The sequence below is a fragment of the uncultured Martelella sp. genome (genome assembly GCF_963677965.2).
Lineage (GTDB): Bacteria > Pseudomonadota > Alphaproteobacteria > Rhizobiales > Rhizobiaceae > Martelella > Martelella mangrovi.
The window spans coordinates 26,669-45,860 of the sequence record NZ_CAXXFM010000002.1 but is presented as its reverse complement, the minus strand read 5'-3'; the positions used below and the strand labels follow the sequence as shown (position 1 = coordinate 45,860).

Genomic DNA, 19,192 nt, shown 5'->3' with positions numbered 1-19,192 from the left:
GTCCGTTCACGGTCCCCTTTCTGACGGTCCGGAAGGCGCCCCCGATAGGGTCGTAAGGATCGCCATCGATCTTATCCGAGAGCGGACATATGCGGGTCATGGTTACTCAAAATGACGGTGCTAAGCGGGACGAATATTGCGGAGCAGTGATGTGGAGGGCGGATATTCGGGGCCAGGGTGTGGCCGCCTTCAAACAGGAGGCGGAGATAGCACCAATATCGATCGCTTTGAAAGTCCTGATTTTTCCACATAAATAATTGAATAAATTGAATTAATGTGAAAAAGGAAACGTCGTTTTGGCGACGGCAAGAGACCCGAACGGTGTGCATGTGAAACAGCCCTGCGAATATCCGAAACGGGTTCGAAATTTCTCATCGCATGGTCAGGCGTAAGCCCTGAAAGAGCGGCCATCTGAGGTTTTCGCATTTCGTCTGGTTGGCCGACCGACCTGGCGATAACGTCGCTGCAATACTGAGAAGCAATGCGAAACTCAGAATGCCATTCGCATCGTTAGCAGTCGTTTGAGGCCCGCAGCAGAGGGAGCTTAAGCCAAGTTTCGTGAACCGTGGTTAACGGCACGTTGACCGCCATTGGTTTCGGTGTGACATGCAGTTGAAATAATCTGCCTGCCTATCCGCTCCATCTCGCTTCTCGCCCTGCAAATGTGAACATCATGCCCGTTCTGATCACCGCCGACCTGCATCTCGATCAATGGCTTGGAGAAGGGCGCGTTCCTTTCGCCGCGCTGTCCCCTGAAATCCTCGGCTCATTGGATGCACTGATCATCGCAGGAGATCTGGCGGACAAACCGAAGGTGCGATGGGCGCAATTGCTCCGGTATCTTGGACGCCATGTCGACCCGGCACGCATTTACGTGTTCCCCGGAAACCACGACTATTATCACCACGTCATTGATGGCGATGATCGTCTTGCCGAATTGACGGTTCAGGCGGGAGCCCACTTTGTTCAGAAGGCCGCAGTCACGGTGGGCAATACAAGGTTTCTGTGTTGCACGCTCTGGACCGACTTCGCGCTTCATGGCGCGCCTGCTGCGGCCATGGCGTTCGCCAGAACACGGATGAATGATTACCGCTATATCCGTAAAACACCTCGGTACGGCAAGATCCAGCCATCAGACACGGTGCTCATTCACGGTGATCATCGGCGCTGGCTGGAGGACCAGCTGACAAAGCCGTTTGCGGGCAAGACGGTGGTGGTCACGCACCACTGTCCGCATCCGGAGCTGCTGTCAGATACGCCAAGCGAATTTGATCCGATCTACGGCTCGGATCTTCGGGCGGTGATCACGAAGCACAATCCTGATGCCTGGTTGTTCGGGCATACGCATCGACAGCGTGAAGCCGTCGAAGGCGACACGATTGTTCGCAATGTTTCGCTTGGTTACCCGTCGGAGGTGGAGGCCGGGCAGGAAGCTGAACTCTTGATGCGAGGCATGATTGAAGCCTGAACATACCGGCAGCCGAATTCTTTCAAGCTCAGTGAAGTCGCGAGCACGGTCCTTGTGTGAGATATCTTCGTCTATCCTGACGCAGCCTTTATCTACGGCGTTATAAGCCTTTTGCGTAAAACTTATAACGCAATCGTACTCTCACGACGGACCACCGGGCATGTTGTTTATCAACGGCTGAAAGGGGGCCGACTGCTGACTGGCGGGTTTCCGGATAGTCAGACGGCAAAGCGGACATGGTCCTACGTTGCGCGCTGCTGCGCTTTCGGCCGTAGCCGCCATCCGTTGGATGGTTATCGTTGCAGGTCACACCCAATACTGCCCTTTGCGGCGCCTGCGCGCGCTACATCATGTCATTTGGCATGGTAAATCGAATGTGTATGGAATATTTGTGATGGAGGCATACACTTTCGGACGTTTCAATGACAGAAAATGCTTTGGTTACAACGAACCGCAAGCCGGTAGGTTGGTATGAAGAGACAATACCTATCCGCGGTTGTAGGTTGTCGTTGGAGAATATTAAGGACGTTTATCGCGACCTCGACGCCATCAACAGGAAATTTGGCGAACAGGTAATTTCGACATTGCAGCGTGAGGCGGACTTGACTGATGAAGAGTGGGAGGAACGTAAGTCCTTTCTGCTTGATGACGCGTTTTGCCTTACCATCACTGTAAACGGTTTGCGGGACCAGCAACTTTACGGAGAAACCGATAGTGTTTTTGACGACCCGAACCTTCCGAAACCCATTAAATCCATTTTCTTTACTAATGTGAACTCGTTTAAGAGAAATGCCAACGGCAACGAACCAAGGAACCGCATTTCGGTCTTCTTGGACTTTGGTAAGCCGGAGGTATTTGACCCGCACCCATTGGTATCGGAAGCCACCCCAAACGAAGGCAATGTAATGGTCCGTGCGGAGGACATTACATTCTTCAACGCTGTTCAGAAGGCTATTGAGAAGAAGGTCACCGCGCACAAAACTTGGTATGGCGCGATTCACCGAAACTTCGCCTATGATATTGGCCTATGGTTTATCGCGTTGCCGGTGTCGCTTTACTTCTCTGCCTTTTACATGGATCAGTTAATACCGGCCGGTGCGAATTTCGAATTGTTTCGCTGGCCTCTGTTCATCTACTTTGTTGGCCTTTGTATAATCCTTTACCGGGCATTGACCGCATACGCTAAGTGGGCTTTTCCCGTTAACGTTCTCGTCGAGAATAAGGACCGCGCACTGACACACCGCCTTGCGCTGGGTGGATTTGCGTCTTGGCTATTCTACAAGATCGCCAGCACGGCATACGGCATCATTTTGGGGTAGATTCTGCACGCCGTCAGCACGCTGACGCATTCGGTGCGGGATGCCATGCGCCAGATGCTATAACCGCTGCGCGACCGGGCACCGTAACAGGTGCTCATAGAGACTTTGCGAACTCCTGTATCTTGCGCAGTACTGCCGTTGGATCTGACCGCAGCGAATGGCTGCTTACGGGAACTGAGGCCACAACCGCAAACGTCCGACTTGGGGGCGCTAAGCTGTCGTTCCCAGATGCCGCGCCAGGAAAATTCCGGGCGCATATATGCGGTTGGGTGGCGTTCAGGATGCTTCACCCCGCTCGCTTTGGGCTCCCGCCTCTTCACGAATGCCGGGGTAAGAGCAGAACTTTGATTCAAATTCCAACATGACAGAATCTCGATCTTCATCGTGATCTGATCCGATACAGCCACAAGCAACTGATTTAATTTGATTTTCAGAGAAAACTTACATTTTCCGAGAAATCACTTGACTCGGGGGGTGCACGAGAAATGGCGATTTCGTGCATTCTTATGCTTCATTGGCACCACCTGAAAAGATTGGCGACCCCTGCAGGATTCGAACCTGCGACCGTCGGCTTAGAAGGCCGGTGCTCTATCCAGCTGAGCTAAGGGGCCGTTTTCGCGCTTGGGTCAGCGCGGGGCATGAATGCCTCATTCGCTGGAAAAACACAACCGGCCCGCTGCGGTGTTGAGGCAAGGAACGGAAGCGGCTTCAAAAATTTCGAGCGAGCGGATCGGCAGTCCGCGGTCCGGAAGCAGACCTTCAGTGCGTCCAGGGCTGAACCCGGCCAGGCTTGAAATTGTCGGAATAGGAAACGACCTTTTCCTTGGTTTCCTTCGGCATGATCACCCGATAGGCGATGCCGTGGCGACGGGCATAGTCTTCGGCTTCCTGCTGGCTCTCAAAGCGCAGCTTGACCTGCTGCAGCATGTCGGAAGACGAGGTGTAACCGAAAACGGGGTCAATCTTGCGCGGCGCCTGCTGGTCGAATTCCAGCACCCACTTGTGGGTTTTGGCCTGGCCCTGCTGCATTGCCGTTCTGGCGGGACGATAAATCTTCGCCGACATCATAATTGCTCCGATTGGTTTACCGCGCCGCCCGGCGCGTCGCACTCTGACACCTTCTTACGCAATTTTCGCTGTCGGGCAATAAAAATCAAGTCCGCGTAAAACCGTGATCGGAATTCAGCGCCCCAGACGATCATTTTAAATACCCGGTTTGTCCGGAGCCCGGCGGCAGAAAGCCGTATCATCACTGCCCCGCGCCGAGCCACCGAGGATGATCAACGCGCCCTGCCCGCTTCCCGACGCAATATATATCGCTTGCCAAAAAACAAGCCAGACATCCAATGCCGCCGGCGTCTGATTCGTAAGCCATGACAGGACTATCGCTTGCGCCGGTCATCACACGGCGAAAACGGCGATGGATACAGTTACGTCAACAGGCCGCGCTCAACACGTCCTGACGTTCAGCTGCGAATTTGCATCCATATTCCTCTATAATACACTGTATAAAAAGTAGAAATTTCTTCCGAACCTGAACACGTCATCAGTACCGGCAAACCGTTTTCCGCCCGCCGGCAAGCGTTGGCGGATGACGATACCTTCTTTGCAGAATGTCGGAAGCGCTATAGGATCGCCGCGCCCCGCTGGAACCTGGCCGGAGTGTTTTTATCCGTGGTTAGAGCAGCATTGCCCCCCCGACAGCCTGAGAAAGGCCGACGTGAACGAATGAACAGCAGCCCCCCGGATCAAAGTGCCTTTGATCATGAGATGTTCGAGCTTGCCCCCATCGCCATGTGGGTCGAGGATTTCAGTGCGGTCAAGGCACTCTTCGACACCTGGCGCGGTGAAGGTGTAACCGATATTGCATCTTTCCTGCGGGCCGACATGTCGCGTGTTGCAGAATGTTCGCGCGCCATCCGCGTCCTGAAGGTCAACCGCAAGACACTGGAGCTGTTCGAGGCCCGGGATACGGCCCACCTCGTCGACAATATTTCCGCCGTGTTTCGCGATGACATGCTGGAAACCCATATTGACGAACTGACGCAGCTTTTCGAGGGCAAGCAGAACTTCACCAGCTATACGGTCAATTACACACTTTCCGGAAAACGGCTTGACGTGCAACTGCGCGGCCAGGTCATGCCCGGCCACGAGCAGACGCTCGACTATGTTCTGCTGGCCACGGAGGATGTGACCGAGCGCGAGGATGCCCACCGGCGTGAACGACACCAGTCGCTTTATGCCAAGGGCCTGTTTGAACATTCGCCCGTGTCGCTCTGGGTCGAAGATTTCTCCAAAATCCGCGCCCTGCTCGATGATCTGCGATCGCGCCACATTATGGATCTACGTGTGTTCCTGGATGTCCACCCCGAATTCGTGCGCCAGTGTCTCAGCGAAATCCGCGTCATCGATGTCAATCAGGCCACCCTCGACATGTTCCGGGCGCCGAACCGCCAGGTGTTGCTGCAGAACCAGCATGCCGTCTTCCGCGATGATGTCGAGGATCATTTCCGCGAGCAGCTGATCGACCTATGGGAAGGTCGCCTTCTGCACACCCATGAGGTGATGAACTACGCCCTCGACGGGAGCGAACGTTATGTGCTGCTGCAATTCTCCGTCTTCCCCGGCCATGAGGAGGACTGGTCGCTTGTTCTGGTGTCGCTGACCGACATCACCGCGCGCAAGAAGGCGGAGGCCTATCTCGAATATCTCGGCCGTCATGATGTGTTGACCAAGCTCTACAACCGTTCTTTTTATACCGAGGAAATCAACCGGCTGGAGCGCAAGAGGCTCCGCCCTGTCGGTGTACTGGTCATAGATCTCAACGGCCTGAAGAATACCAATGACGCTTTTGGCCATGATGCCGGCGACAGTCTACTGCGCAGGCTCGGCGAGGTGCTCAATGAATCGGTTTCGAAGCCCAACTGCGTGTCCCGTATCGGCGGTGACGAATTTGCGGTGCTGATGCCCGGCGCCAATCAGCAGGCAGCCGAAATGGCGCTGGAGGAAATTCAGAAGGTCCTGGAGATCAACAATCAGTTTTACGCCGATTGCCCGATCAGCATTTCCGCCGGCATGGCGATTTGCGGGGAGGACGAAACCATCGAGTCTGCCGTGCGCCGTGCCGATGCTGAGATGTACAGCCAGAAACGCCAGTTCTACGCGCTTCAGCAAAAGTCCGAATTCAGACGATAGAACCACGCCTCCAGGGACTGTGGCCCCCCCCGGCCCTTGTTATTCTGTTTCCATTTCAGGGACGGACATCAGACGAAGTCTGGGTCGCAAGCTCTCTCTGCACCTACCCCGCATTGCAGAACAGGCAGAGGGCGTCGGCAACGCCGTAAAGACCTGCCATGATTTTGGCATTGGCAGGTCCGGTGGCACGGCCATCTGTCAGCTCTCGGTGTAACCCGGTGTTTCGGACCGGTCCGTCATCCTGCTCCAGCGAAGCTTCATGGTGCGGTCGAGCCAGCCGAGACCGGCCAGCGCCAGCCCGAGGCCGATGAAGGAGACGACCCGCAACAGTCCTTCCAGGCCGGAAATATCCACGAGAAAGACCTTCGCGATCGTCAGACCGGTTGCGGCCATGGCAACCTTGCGCAGGATATGGGAGCGCCGCGAAAAGCTGATCACCAGCAGGGCGGCGCAGATGATCACCAGCGCAATCGTGTAGCTGTAAAGCTCGGGCTGGGTAACACCGGGAACCGAAAGATCGGGGCCACGCCAGAACCGGCGAATCTCGCAGATGACATAAAAGCCGCCAAGCAGGCTCGAAATGGCGATAAAGCCGATCCGCAGCCATCGTGAGAGGCTGCCGATCTTCCACGCGCCCACCGCCAGAACGGCCGCCAGCGGCAGATAGCTGAGCGCAAGTGTGTCGAAGATCAGCGGCCCCTTCACCAGGTTATACCGGAACATCAGCGGATTGGAGATCGTCAGCGGCACGGCAATCAGGATCGCGGCAATAAACCCGAAGACAACTGCGAAAGCGCCCCTCAGGAACCGCAACCCCTTGCCGGTCGTCTGCAAACGACTGAGCTGGGCGAGCATGGCGATGGCCAGAACGGCGGCGAGCAGCCCCGGCTCATCCGGCACCAGACGCTGCAACAATGCACAGGCGAAGACGGCAGCGACCGTCCATGTGGTGGTTTCGATGGCAACCTGCACCGATTGACGTGCGCGCAGCACGGTCAGGCGCCAGCCGGCATAAAGCAGCGCCAGCGTGCCGAGATAGGCCTCCACGAATGCCAGCCACGATGTGGTGCCGCGCACCGCCCAGAAGAAACCGGGACTGATCACCAGCCGGAAGGCAATCACCGCCAGCGCCAGCTTGGTGAAGATACCGATGAGCGCAAGATCGAAACGCCGGTCGAGCCAGATGGTGAGAACGACCACAATACCGAGCGCCAGTGTGAGCGCGGTCTGGGTGAGCACCACAAACAGGGCCAGCGCCAGCATCGAAAGTGCGGCAATGGCGAAAAGCGCAGCATGCAGCTGACGTTCGGGGCGCGCCTCGCCACGCAGCACCCGGTCTGTCAGGAACGCCATGACAGCGGAGACGGCCAGAATATGCAGGCTCCAGACATAGTCTCCGAAAACGGCTGCCGGTAACCACAGAAACTGGAAAATGAGCGTGGTCGCCGGTGCAAAACTCGCAGCGCCCAGCGCAAAGCCGATCGCCGCGCGGGCGTCATCCCGAGACCGCGCCATCCGCCAGAACGCCATGAGAGAAGCAACCACCGACAGGATCAGAACGTATGTGACAAAGGATGTCGGCGACTGAGAGGCCATATCGGTCTGTGACAGCGTGGCGCCGGTGACGTTTCTGAAAAGCGGTCCGTATTGAACGGCCTGAAGGACAGGCACAGCCAGAAATGCGGCGGCCGGCAGAAGCGGTATATCGTTCAGCGCCTCGGCCCGGTACATCCATATCAGCGTCGCGCCAAGAACAAGGGCGATCAACGCAAAGACGATATTGGCTTCGGTAACAGACTGCGTATCGAGTGAAAGGAATACCCCGGCCCCGCAGACAAAAAGCGTCATCGCCGCAACGATGCGGGTCGGGAAATCGGCGCGCGGCTTGAGACCCGACAGCGTCGCCAGCACGGTCTGGCCCACATGTGTCGGCACAAAACTCTGCACCGGGATGATGACGGCCGCCAGCCAGGACAGCGCAAGAAAAGCCGTGTAGTGGATCATGCCGCCCGTCGCGACGTAAAGCATTGTCGCCGCCGACGCCGTTGCGATCAGCACCACGGCGGAGACCCATGCCCAGCGCTTCACACTGTCGACGGCAAGGCCGGCAACGGCGATGAGCGCGAAATAATAGAAGAACAGCCAGCTGTTGTCCGATTCGCCGCCAACGAGGAACGGCGCGGCCGTGGCGCCGATAATGCCGACGGCGCTCAGGACGGAGCCGTAAAGCCAGCCGAGCGCCACGGCCAGAACGCTGACCAGAACCAGCCCGGCCAGTGTGGTCTCGGCCGAAACAAGCCCGTAAAGAAGACGGGCGGCCAGCACGGCGGAGAAAAGCGTGATCAACCCTGCCCCGGCAAAGGCGGAGGGCAGATAGCGGGTCGCTTCGTTTTCCTCGTCGCCATAGCGGCGGCGGATCACCTCGCCCGCCCCCACCAGCAGCGCGCCCAGAAGCAACGCGCCTGCAACGCGCCAGAACGGCGTCAGAAGCCCGTTTTCAACGCCGTACTGGACCATGAAAATGCCGCCCAGCGCCAGCGAAAGTGCAGCAAGTGCGATCGTCCAGTTCTGTCGCAACCACTCACCGAACTGCTGCAGAAGCGCTCCGGTGAAGACAAAGGCGCGCGGGGGACCGCTCGTTGCGGGTGGCGTTTTTCCGGTTTCGGCCGGTCTTGCGGTTTCCGGCTTTGTGTCTTGCGCCGGCGCGAGATCTTCGGCTTCAGTGGTCTTCGCCTCCGTAGCCGGCTGTTCGGCCGCCGTCTCCGCCTGGTCCTCTGCGGCGGTACCGGCATCGTTTTTCAGCCGCTCCAGTTGCTCCAGCCGCGCACGGGTTTTCCGCTGATCGTCTTCCAGACTTTTGAGACGCCCCTTCATCCCCGCATTTGACAATGCAAGCCACAGAAAAAGGAAAACGACGAGAAGCTCAAAGAATGAAGTCAAATCAACATCTTCCTCTTTTGTGACACAAGACGGCAGATGTAACCGAGATAGACGCCGCCGTTAAGAGCAAACTTCGTAAGCGATCCCTGCCCCTCAATTTACCGGTTTTGATTTCGTGTCACACAGGCGTGGCAATGGGCCATGACGCCCCGGTTGGCGTTGTGATGTGCATGTCGACGCTATAGATGCGTTTGAGAATTGCAGGCTTCAGGATCTCGTCCGGCGTACCTCTCACGAGCAGCCTGCCGCTGTGCAGCGCGACGATTTCGTCGCAGAAGCGGGCCGCCATGTTGATGTCGTGGAGAACGACGATGACGCCGAGATCGTGGTTGCGGGCAAGGTCGCCGACCAGTTTGAGGATTTCGATCTGATAGGCGATATCGAGGGCGGAAATCGGCTCGTCCAGAAGCAGGCATTGCGGCTTCTGGGCAACCAGCATGGCAAGCCATGCCCTCTGCCGCTCCCCGCCAGACAGCGTGTCGACAAGCCGGTCGGCCATGGCTGTCACCCGCGTCAGCGTCATGGCTTCGTCCACCGCGTCACGGTCGGCTTTGGAAAACCGGCCAAGCGCGCCGTGCCATGGATAGCGCCCTAGCGCCACCAGATTGCGCACCGTCATACCGGCGGCAGGCGGCGGGTTTTGCGGCAGATAGGCAAGCCTTCGGGCAAGCGCCCGGTCCTTCAGCTTGTCGATCGGCTCGCCATTGAGACGGATCGCACCGCCCTGCGGCTGCAACTGCCGCGCCAGCAGTTTCAGCAGGGTCGATTTGCCCGAGCCGTTATGGCCGATCAGACCCGCCACCTGGCCCTTCAGCGAGAGATCGAGGGTCAGCGGTTGCAGGATCGTCTGGTCGCCAATGCCGAAAGACACGTCGCGGAGCGAAAACGTCAATTGGTCGTCATGCATGAAGCTTCTCTTATCTTCCTGTCCGGGCAAAGCGTGCCGCAGCCCTCAACGCCGGGAACGCGATAGCGCAGGCAGCAGACCTTGCGGCGGCGGACTGTCCGTCCCGCCTCTTCGATATAGTGGATCGCATCCTTCAAAGGATTGGGCTTGTCGTGTTCAAGCCGTTGGCGCGATAAAAATGCCAGCGCGTCGGCCGCCGCCTGCCGGTCAACGGCCGGATGCCTTTCCATCTGGCGGATGGCCCATTCCAGATAATGCGCGGCATTGCCCCACAGCGCCTTTTCGGAAAGGCGGCTTGCCTGTTTCAGCCCTGCGATGGCGGGTTCGAGATGGGCGGAATAAAGCGTCGGCACGATGTCTGCCGCCTGCCCTTCAGTGAAGGTCAACTTACCCTCCGGCGGACGCAGCGCCACCGGCTCACCGGTTTCGTCGAGCACGAAGGCGGCCTCGTCCATGCCGATACGCAAGGGGCGTCCGGCCAGCAGCGACAGCGCAATATAGGGAATGATCGCCACCGCCAGATATTTCTGCGACCAGAGCGACAGCAGGAACGCATCCGGCGCCACACCGTGATGATTGCCGTGGCGCGCGAGAATGGCGGACAGACGTTTTTCCTCCAGAAGCTCTGTGGCCGTTTCGGCCGGGCGCGGGTCGGGATGAAGGGACAGTTTGGCGCGCACCAGCGCAAGCGGGCCGTCAAGCATCGCTATCAACCGGTCTGGATCGGCGCTCATGCCGGCCTCCGATAAAGCAGCCAGAGGAAATAGGGGCCGCCAACAAAGGCCGCCAGAACGCCCGCCGGGATTTCATAGGGAAAATCGACGCTGCGGCCGAGCCAGTCGGCGGTCACCATCAACAGCGCGCCGAGCATGGCCGCGCAAAAGGCGCGCGCCAGCGGACGCCCCGGCACCAGCATCGCCGCCATATGCGGGGCCATCAGCCCGACAAAGCTGAGCGGCCCGACCACCAGTGTCGCGGCGGCGGTGAGAATGGCAGAAAATGTCAGCATAAACGCGCGGGCGCGGCCTGGAGAAACACCGAGCGCGCGGGCACTTTCATTGCCGAGCGGCAGGATTTCCAGCCAGCGCGCGAAAAGCGGCACAAACGGCAGCGACAACAGGGAAAGCGCCAGCGCTATCCCCCCGGTGATTGCCGTGGCGCGGAAGGTCGGGCCGACGCTCCAGGCGAGAATATAGGCCGCGCGCGGGTCGCCGCTGGCAAGAACCAGCGAGATCAGCGCCGCGGCAAATGTGCCGACGGCCACGCCCGCCAGCAACACCGGCCCCGGCGACCACGCACAGGCGCGCGCGACGGCGAGGATGAAGACGAAGGTTACCCCCGCCCCGGCCACACCGCCAACCAGCATTACCGGCGGCGAGAACGATCCGGCCAGAAACACCGCGCCGATGATGCCAAGCCCCGCGCCTGCGCTGACGCCGAGGCTTTCCGGGCTGGCAAGCGGATTGCCGGTCATCGCCTGCATCACGACACCCGCCAGCGCCAGCATCGCCCCTGCCCCGAAGGATGCGGCAATGCGCGGCCAGCGGCCGGCGGCCAGTTCGGAGAGGGGAAGCCCGTCGATGAAGATCGTCTCGGACAGCGAGAATGCGATGACACCGGCAAGCACAAGCAGGGTGAGTGTCAGCACCACAGAAGCGGGAAACCGCCGGCTTTGCACGATCTGCGGCGCGCTGGCCTGCGGGGCGGCAGCCGGCAGTCGCTTCAGCAGGATGAGCAGCAGAACAGCACCGGAAATCGCCGTCAGCGTGCCGGTCGGCACCTCGCCGATAAAGCGCGCCATTGTCAGCACCGCGCCATCGGCAAAGGCCAGAAGCAGCGCGCCGAAAAGCGGTGCAAGCAGCAGACGTCGGGCAAAATGCCGCGCGCCGAAACGACTGGCGAAATGCGGTGCGGCCAGTCCGACAAAGGCAATCACCCCGACGCGCGCCACCACGACGGCGGAAATGGCCGAGGCCAGCAACAGCGCGGCAAGGCGAATGGTCTTCACCGGCAGGCCGAGGCTTTTCGCGCTGGCATCGTCAAGCCCGGCAATCGTCAGCGGCCGCACCAGAAGCAGAACCAGCGGCACAAGGATGACGAGCCTGAGCGCCAGCGCAGGAACGGCGGAAAAGTCGTTTTGCAACAGCGAGCCGCTGGCCCAGATGAAGACGGCGCGCAGATAGTCATGATGAAACAGCGACAGCACGACAATGGTCGCGCCCGCCAGAAAGCTGATGACCATGCCCGCCAAAAGCAACGTGACCGGCGAGAAATTCCGCCCCGAAGCAAGCGCCACGACCAGTCCGAGGGCGGCAAACGCGCCGACAAGTGCTGCAAGCTCCCGCGCCCACAGGCCGCCGGCACCGACCGATGCCAGCGAAACGACAATGATGGCCAGTTGCGCGCCGGACAGAAGCCCGAGCGTTGCCGGTTCGGCCAGCGGATTTTTCAGCACCTGCTGGAAGATCACCCCGGCAAGCCCCAACGCAGCGCCACAAATGAGCGCCACGAACAGGCGCGGAAACAGGCCGTAATGCAGATAGACCTCGCCGAAGATCTCCGGGTCGGGCGCCATCAGCGCGGACAGCAGCCGGCCCGGCGCGACATGGCCGGCATAACCGAAGACTGTCAGCGCCAGCGCGAAGAGGGTCAGGATCGAAAGCGCGGCGACGGGCGCGGTGGCAGAATTTCTCATGCGGTCGTCAGTGCCTCCGTCAGGATGCGGCCGAACCTCAAGGCCGATGGCAGACCGCCGAACACCCAGGTCGGTGGAATGGTGAAAACCCGCCCGGCGCTGACGGAGGGAATTGTGTTCCACAGGCGGCTTTGCGCAAGGCTTGGCGGCGGGCCCGGTTCGATGATCACCAGCCGGGCATCGCGGTGGCGGGCAACGGCATCCAGCCCGGCGGTGGAAAAGCCCCAGCGATTGCCGGTTTCCTGCCAGGCGTTCTCAAGCCCGAGCCGTTGCAGCACATCGTCGAACAGGCTACCTCGCCCGTAAATATCGAGCATTCTTTCACCGGCGAATTTGACGATCAGAACCGGCCTTCCGTCATCCCCTTCAAGCGTGTCGCGCATCTTTGAAAGGGCGGCGTCAAAGCGCGCGATACAGGCATCGCCCTCCGCCTTGCGGTCCAGCCGTTCGGCAATCGCGCTCATGCCGCTTTCGGCAAGGGCGAGCGGCGTTCTGTCGGTCGTGAAAAGCGGCAGTGCCATGGTCGGCGCGATGGCCTCGAGCCGGCTTTCCGGAACGCCGTAACCGGCCTGCGTGATGATCAGGCCGGGATGCAGCGATTTCAGCAGTTCCATATTGGGCCATGACCTGAGGCCAAGATCGATGGTTGTGGCCGGCAATGCGGGCGAAACCACCCGTTCGTTATAAAGCGGCGCCTCGGCAACGGCATAAGGTGCTGCGCCGAGCGCCAGAACGGTTTCCGCCCAGGCCCAGTCGAGCACGGCAAGACGCGGCCCCTGCTGAGATGCAAAGGCCGCGTTTCCCATGAACAGCGCCGGCAGGGACGCGGCAACGAATTGCCGCCGCGTCAGAGCATGTTTTGCAGATAATGGCATCAACGATTACCAGCTGTATTTCAGCGTGCCGTAAATCGTGCGCCCGTCACCCCAGTTGCAGCCCGTCGACGCGATGCAGGTCGAGACATATTTCTTGTCGAACAGGTTGGAGACGTTGAGCGAACCCGTCAGCCCGTCATATTTCTGATCGATCGCCGCGAAGTCATAGCGGATAGCGGCATCGAACAGCGTATAGTCGGGAATGTCGTAGACATTGGCATTGTCGCCATAGGTCTGGCCCATATAGCGCGCGCCGCCGCCGAAGCTCAGGCCACCCCAGGCGGTATCCGACTGAACCGTGTAGTCGAGCCATAGCGAGGCCTGATGACGCGGCACAAAGGCCAGCCGGTTGCCGACATCGCTGAGGCCTGCGGCATCGGGATTATCCTCGGTGATCTTGCTGTCGGTATAGGCGTAGGAAGCAATCAGCGAGAGACCGTCGGTCAGTTCCGCCTTGCCTTCGACCTCGATACCGCGCAGCCGCACTTCGCCGGTCTGGGTGTTGTAGTTGATATTGGCCGGGTCGGGCGTCAGCACGTCATTCTGGGTCAACTGATAGGCCGAAACGCTGACCGAGATATCCTCACCGAACGGCACATAGCGCAGTCCGACTTCGAACTGTTCGCCGGTCGTCGGCTTGAACGGATTGCCGTTCCGGTCGGTTCCGCTTTGCGGATTGAACGATGTGGAATAGCCCGCATAGGGCGAAATGCCATTGTCGAAATTATAGACGAGGCCGGTCCGCCAGGTGAACTTGCCATCATTCTGGTCGACCGTGGCATCGCCGGAGGCATTGCGGGTCCGGGTCTTGGTGTCGGCCCAGTCATACCGGCCGCCAAGCGTCCAGACGAAGTTGTCCCACTCGATCTGGTCCTGCGCATAAAGGCCGAGCTGCGAACGCTCCTGATCGATCCGCATGGCCGCCGGCGGACGGGAGATCGGCGTTGCGCCATAGACCGGATCATAGGCGTCGAACGGCGTCGTGATGATCGTCAGCTGCGATTCCTCGAAATGGCTGGTCTCGTAGGAATAGTCGAGGCCGAGCAGCAGCGAGTGTTCGGTTTCGCCAAGGGAGAATGTGCCGATCGCCTGATTATCGACGGTAAACAGGTGCGAGCGCTCGGGAAACGCCCAGGCATAGCGCATAAGCGCCGCCGGATCGCAGACCATGCCCGCAAGGCATACCGGCGCCACGCGCTGGGTGTCGGCATTCACATAAGCATAGCGCAGGTTCTGCTTGACCGCCCAGGTGTCATTGAATTCGTGGTCCAGCTCATAGCCAGCCCAGGTCTGCACCAGTTCGAACTTGTCATAATCCGGCTCGCCGACAAAGGTATCGCGCGGCAGTTCCGGGTAGACGTCGGTATAGAGCGTGCCGTTTGCCGGCAGGGTCGGAAACCCGCCGCCGCCATTGGACTTGACCTTCTGGTACTGGCCATAAAGCGTTAGCGATGTGGCGTCATCGGGTGCGAAGGTCAGCGACGGCGCGAAGAAGCCCTTCTTCTCGTCGACATAGTTATATTGCGTGTCGGAAATCCGCCCGAGCCCGGTCAGGCGGTAAAGGATCGTGCCTTCGTCGTTGAGACGGCCGCCGAAGTCGAACGCGGTCTGGAAGCGGTCATAGCTGCCCGCCTGCAGTTCGACCTCGCGGATTTCCTCATCGCGCGGGCGTTTGCTGACCATGTTGATCAACCCGCCCGGCAGGTTCTGGCCGTAAAGCACCGATGTCGGGCCCTTCAGCACTTCGGCGCTTTCCAGCCCGTAAGGCTCGATCTTCGGCTGGGCGTAGCCGCGCGCGCCGAATGGCAGGCGAAGGCCGTCGAGATAGCGCCCCGGCCGGAAACCGCGCACCGAAAACCAGTCCACGCGCGCATCGGCATCGCCATATTGCGCCACCACGCCGGGCGTGTAGCGCAGCGCCTGTACCACCGTTTCCGAGCCCTGAATATCCATCTGGTCGCGGGTCACCACGTTGACGGCCTGCGGCGTATCCTTGATCGGCAGGCCGGATTTCGCCCCGGTTCCGCTCGCGGTCGCAACGATGCCGACATTGCCCCCGGCACTGGTTGTCACCGTCACCGGCTCCAGAAACGTCGTATCATCCGCATCGCCGCCTCCGCCGGCACCGAAGGAAACCGGTTCGGGCGCGGAAATGGCCACGGTCCGGTCATTGGTGAAGGTATAGACCAGACCGGAGCCTTGAAGGATTGCAGAGAGCGCCTGCTGCGGGCTGGCGGTTCCGCTGAAGCCGGGAGAGGCTTTTCCGGCCACGACCGATGCGAGATAGGTCACCTGCAGGTCGGCCTGGCGGCCGAACGTCGTCAACGCCCCACTCAGCGATCCGTCCGGAATGGTAAAACCGGTTTGTGCCTGCACCTGCGCCACAGCCGGCGTGGACGCCCCCACATGCAGCAGTCCGCCTGCGGCCAGAACCACAGCCACTGCTGCAGTTCCATTCTTCAACCTGTTGAATATCATGTTTTTTTCGTTGATGCGCCCCATGCGTCAACCACTCCGTTGCATTGAATTTTGCGGCAACGGGCAGCGATCCGGCCCATTGTCCTCAAAGCTAGTACAAACGGGCTGACAAAATATTCACCCTTTACTCAACTTTTTTTTCAGACAGGCGAAACGATGGTCAGCAGCGAGGAGATACGCCGAACCTTTGCATTTGCCGGATGGACGGCGGCTTCCAGCGCGCTGAAAGGCCTGTCGAGATCGAAAACGCCGCTGACATAACGGCTGCCGATAAAGGGATCGGCAATCACGATCCGCCCGGGTATCCAGCGACCGATGCGCAGCGCCAGCGCCGAGACCGGTTCGTTTTCGGCAATGATGAGATTGTCGCGCCACGAGCCGATCATGTCGCGCTCCCGCCTGCCGCGCCCGATGGCGCCGGATGACGCATCAAAGCTGAGCCAGTCCCCCTGCCGCAGTTCCTCATCGCCGGAAAACTGCCGGCGCTGGGAAGAGAGGTTTACCCGGCCGTCATCGACCCCCACGGTCACATAGTCGCCATCGCTGCTGATATCGAAAGCGCCACTGGACGATGCGGCGCGCAGAGGCCCGGCCATGACGGACAGCGGTGCGCCCGGCAGCGGCGCGACCCACAGGAAGGTCATGCCCGCCAGCAGCCTGATTGCCCGCTGCTGGTCGCCGAAATCCACGGCCAATGCGCTTTGCGGACCGAGGATCGCGACGCTGCCGTCTGCCAGTTCGATACGCCGGAACTCGCCCTTGCCTGTCAGATAGTCGGCACGGGCCTCAAGAAGAAGCCCCGGCCCGAACAGGTAGGCCGTCGCCCCTGCCCCGGCGGTTGCCGCCGCGCCGATCATGAAATTCCGCCGGGACGTCTGCAGGGCGTCACGCCGTTCAATCCGCTTCTTTTCGGAGAGAATGCGCCCGGAGGCCCCGTGAATTTTCGCGACGCGGTTCCACACCCGCTCGTGGTCATCGCTGACCGCCCGCCATGCCATGATCCTGTCAATGATCCCGGCATTGTCCGGATCGCCCTGATGGCTGATCATCAGGTCGATGGCTTCGTCCAGCAGGCGCTCTTCTTCAGGCGCGGCGTCGTTCATCTCATATCCCTCGGCGCGGCAACGGCCTGCGCATATTTCCTGCCTGTAGTACAATCGAGAGCGCCGGATTTTCCGTTCAGGATCGGCAAAAGGTTCATTCTTCTTCCGTCGCGCTGAGGAGATGACGGTAGGCCTGATGGATCAACGTCCACGCCCGGGTCGTGGAAATACCCAGTTCCTCCCCCACTTCGGCAATCGTGCGTTCCCCGAGGCGGTGCATTTCAAAGGCCCTGCGGGTTCTGTCCGGCAATTGCTCCAGCGCCCGATAGGTTTGCAAAAGGCATTGCCGCGAATAGACGATGTGTTCGGGAGACGGCGAAGGATCGGCCTGCTCCCGCGCCTCGTCACTGTCCAGATCGACGGTGCGGAGCAGCGCATCACGGCGCTGCTGATTGATGCCAAGATTGCGTGAAACGCGGTAGAGATAAGCCTTGGGATTGTGGTTGGAAACGCCGTGCTCCGGCGGCCTGGCCAGAACGCGCTCAAACGTGTCCTGTGTAATATCGGCGGCACTTTCATCAGACATGCCGCGGCGCGTCAACGAACGTGCAATCCCCTTCGCATGAAGCCGGAACAGGCCCTGAATATCCCAACTCATTGGCATTATGCTTTGATACCCGTCCGTTCATTGCGAAGGCTCGGCACACGACGCGCGCCGGAGATCGACCCCGCGGCAAGTTTAACCTTCCTTTAAAAGTCATGTTTAAGCGATGTCAATGAAAATACCGATCAGGTTTCGCGCAGGCGGACGGTGTCTGCCCCGTGGCTTCCAGCGGCCGCGATCCGTGAATATGCGGTTTCAGGCGATGTTCTCGATGGTGTAGACCGGCGAGCCGTCCCAGACGAGATTCCAGCTGGCGCCGGGCGTCACGTTCTGAACGGCGCCGGGATCAAAGCAGACGAGGCAATTGCCTTCCGGCGCCCGTACCGAAGGATAGATCAGTCCGCGCGACCCGCCGCGCCGCAGCTCTTCGGCGAGAACTTGACCGGCCCTGTAGCCAACTTCCACATCCGGGTGGAGCGCTGCATGACCGATCTCGTCGGTGATGTCATCGAAGCACCCGATGAAATCGGCCCTGATCTCCACATAGCGCGCCTCGTCTTCAAAGAGGCCGGTGAATTCGAGTTCGCGTGTGCGATGAAAGGCAACTTCGGCAATCGAGACCTGAACATCCCAGGCACAGTACCACGCCCCCCGGTCTTCCGTATTGAAACGGTTTCCGGCTTTGCGCGTGTAGGTGAAGGCCGCATTTACATGGGTGTTGCCGTAGACGCGAAGGTCCGCCTTGCGGCGATACCATGCCAGTTCACGCGGATCGAAATGCGGATTGTTTCCCGCCTCTGCCGAAAGCCGCGCATTTGTCAGCCCTTCAATCTCGGCGAGGATTTCCGCCTCGGCCTCGTTATCGACCAGTCCCCTTAATACCGGCGGCTTGTGATAGGTCGCCGGGATGAGCCGGGCCAATGCACGGTCGGAGAGATTCGTCTGCCTCACGCCCCACCCCGCAGGGCATCCAGATAGGTCCTGATATGCAGGATCTGCGGCAGGCCACCTTCAATCGCCGTATCGACCGGACGCCGCCCGCTGAAAAGAGGTCCGGAATTCGGACGCGTCATCCAGCTGCCGGCAATCTTGCCGGAGAAATAAAGCTCCAGCGACTTGTAGATGCCAATGACCGCGGACAGACGCAGCATCTGGTCCTTGGTCAGTTCACCGGAAAAGCCGGGTTTCTTCGCGCGTTTCCAGGTACTCTCGGACATATCGGCAAGGAAGGCGGCCTCGCGTTGCGTGAGCCCCCAGCCATCGACCACGCGGGCATAGGCCTTGAGGGCAACTGCCGCGACGTCGGCCGGCTCATGTTGTTTTTCCAGAACGTGCATATCATTGCTCCTTGCAGACCAATATAGTCCATATGGACCTTATGTAAAGACCACATGATCTATAATAACGACTGTCATACAATAGTACGGCAGCCGTGGTGCACCGGGGAAAGCTATGTGGGAAAATCCATCGGGCCGATATCAAACCAGCCACGCACAAAAACAGGGCACGAACCGGCACCGCTCCCAATATTGCAGAAAGCAGTAACGCCCGACATGCCTATCGAGGCGCAAATAAACAGGACGATGAAAGAGAAAATGGTGGGTGATGTAGGTCTCGAACCTACGACCCGCTGATTAAGAGTATTTGGAATATTTATTTATTTCAATG

General features: G+C 59.7%; 14 protein-coding genes and 1 tRNA gene. 3 read left to right on the top strand and 12 right to left on the bottom strand.

Features of this window, described 5'->3' with window-relative positions; translation table 11 throughout:
• Window positions 1–673 precede the first annotated feature (673 nt).
• Together ACHZCU_RS17470 and ACHZCU_RS17465 are read left to right on the top strand one after the other, a co-directional pair.
• Window positions 674–1,468, top strand: coding sequence for a metallophosphoesterase (locus ACHZCU_RS17470; RefSeq protein WP_319519868.1), 795 nt, complete (start codon window positions 674–676; stop codon window positions 1,466–1,468).
• A 422-nt stretch (window positions 1,469–1,890) separates the two neighbouring features.
• A complete protein-coding gene (locus tag ACHZCU_RS17465) occupies window positions 1,891–2,787 on the top strand; it encodes a hypothetical protein (RefSeq protein ID WP_319519867.1) in 897 nt (298 codons plus the stop codon).
• Between the two features lie 534 nt (window positions 2,788–3,321).
• On the opposite strand, the gene ACHZCU_RS17460 is transcribed toward ACHZCU_RS17465, so the two are convergent.
• Both ACHZCU_RS17460 and ACHZCU_RS17455 read right to left on the bottom strand, forming a co-directional pair.
• Window positions 3,322–3,398, bottom strand: a tRNA-Arg gene (locus tag ACHZCU_RS17460).
• 148 nt (window positions 3,399–3,546) lie between these two features.
• A complete protein-coding gene (locus ACHZCU_RS17455) occupies window positions 3,547–3,852 on the bottom strand; it encodes an ETC complex I subunit (RefSeq protein WP_319519866.1) in 306 nt (101 codons plus the stop codon).
• A gap of 663 nt (window positions 3,853–4,515) precedes the next feature.
• On the opposite strand from ACHZCU_RS17455, the gene ACHZCU_RS17450 reads away from it, so the two are divergent.
• Complete coding sequence (locus ACHZCU_RS17450; RefSeq protein ID WP_319519865.1) at window positions 4,516–5,982, top strand: sensor domain-containing diguanylate cyclase; 1,467 nt, start codon at window positions 4,516–4,518, stop codon at window positions 5,980–5,982.
• 198 nt (window positions 5,983–6,180) lie between these two features.
• On the opposite strand, the gene ACHZCU_RS17445 is transcribed toward ACHZCU_RS17450, so the two are convergent.
• The 10 genes from ACHZCU_RS17445 to ACHZCU_RS17400 form a co-directional block, all read right to left on the bottom strand.
• Window positions 6,181–8,922 (bottom strand): DUF2339 domain-containing protein, encoded by a 2,742-nt coding sequence (locus tag ACHZCU_RS17445; protein WP_319519864.1) that lies wholly within the window; start codon window positions 8,920–8,922, stop codon window positions 6,181–6,183.
• A 118-nt stretch (window positions 8,923–9,040) separates the two neighbouring features.
• Window positions 9,041–9,829, bottom strand: a complete 789-nt coding sequence (locus ACHZCU_RS17440; protein ID WP_319519863.1) for an ATP-binding cassette domain-containing protein — start codon at window positions 9,827–9,829, stop codon at window positions 9,041–9,043.
• Window positions 9,811–10,563, bottom strand: a complete 753-nt coding sequence (gene fhuF, locus ACHZCU_RS17435) for a siderophore-iron reductase FhuF (RefSeq protein WP_319519862.1) — start codon at window positions 10,561–10,563, stop codon at window positions 9,811–9,813. The genes ACHZCU_RS17440 and fhuF overlap by 19 nt, the downstream gene beginning before the upstream one ends.
• Window positions 10,560–12,524: a Fe(3+)-hydroxamate ABC transporter permease FhuB gene (gene fhuB / locus ACHZCU_RS17430; RefSeq protein ID WP_319519861.1), complete on the bottom strand. Its 1,965-nt coding sequence runs from the start codon at window positions 12,522–12,524 to the stop codon at window positions 10,560–10,562. Before fhuB ends, fhuF begins: the two co-directional genes overlap by 4 nt.
• The gene (locus tag ACHZCU_RS17425) at window positions 12,521–13,399 is read right to left on the bottom strand and encodes an ABC transporter substrate-binding protein (RefSeq protein ID WP_319519860.1); all 879 of its coding nucleotides are present in this window, start codon (window positions 13,397–13,399) and stop codon (window positions 12,521–12,523) included. The genes fhuB and ACHZCU_RS17425 overlap by 4 nt, the downstream gene beginning before the upstream one ends.
• Window positions 13,400–13,405: 6 nt before the next feature.
• Window positions 13,406–15,841, bottom strand: coding sequence for a TonB-dependent siderophore receptor (locus ACHZCU_RS17420; protein ID WP_319519859.1), 2,436 nt, complete (start codon window positions 15,839–15,841; stop codon window positions 13,406–13,408).
• A gap of 176 nt (window positions 15,842–16,017) precedes the next feature.
• Complete coding sequence (locus ACHZCU_RS17415) at window positions 16,018–16,980, bottom strand: FecR domain-containing protein (RefSeq protein ID WP_319519858.1); 963 nt, start codon at window positions 16,978–16,980, stop codon at window positions 16,018–16,020.
• Between the two features lie 94 nt (window positions 16,981–17,074).
• Window positions 17,075–17,578 carry a sigma-70 family RNA polymerase sigma factor gene (locus tag ACHZCU_RS17410; RefSeq protein WP_106301019.1) on the bottom strand — a complete coding sequence of 168 codons (504 nt, stop codon included), beginning with the start codon at window positions 17,576–17,578 and terminating at the stop codon, window positions 17,075–17,077.
• A gap of 201 nt (window positions 17,579–17,779) precedes the next feature.
• Window positions 17,780–18,475, bottom strand: a complete 696-nt coding sequence (locus ACHZCU_RS17405; protein WP_319519857.1) for an RES family NAD+ phosphorylase — start codon at window positions 18,473–18,475, stop codon at window positions 17,780–17,782.
• Window positions 18,472–18,861, bottom strand: a complete 390-nt coding sequence (locus ACHZCU_RS17400) for an antitoxin Xre-like helix-turn-helix domain-containing protein (RefSeq protein WP_106301025.1) — start codon at window positions 18,859–18,861, stop codon at window positions 18,472–18,474. The genes ACHZCU_RS17405 and ACHZCU_RS17400 overlap by 4 nt, the downstream gene beginning before the upstream one ends.
• Window positions 18,862–19,192: the final 331 nt, after the last annotated feature.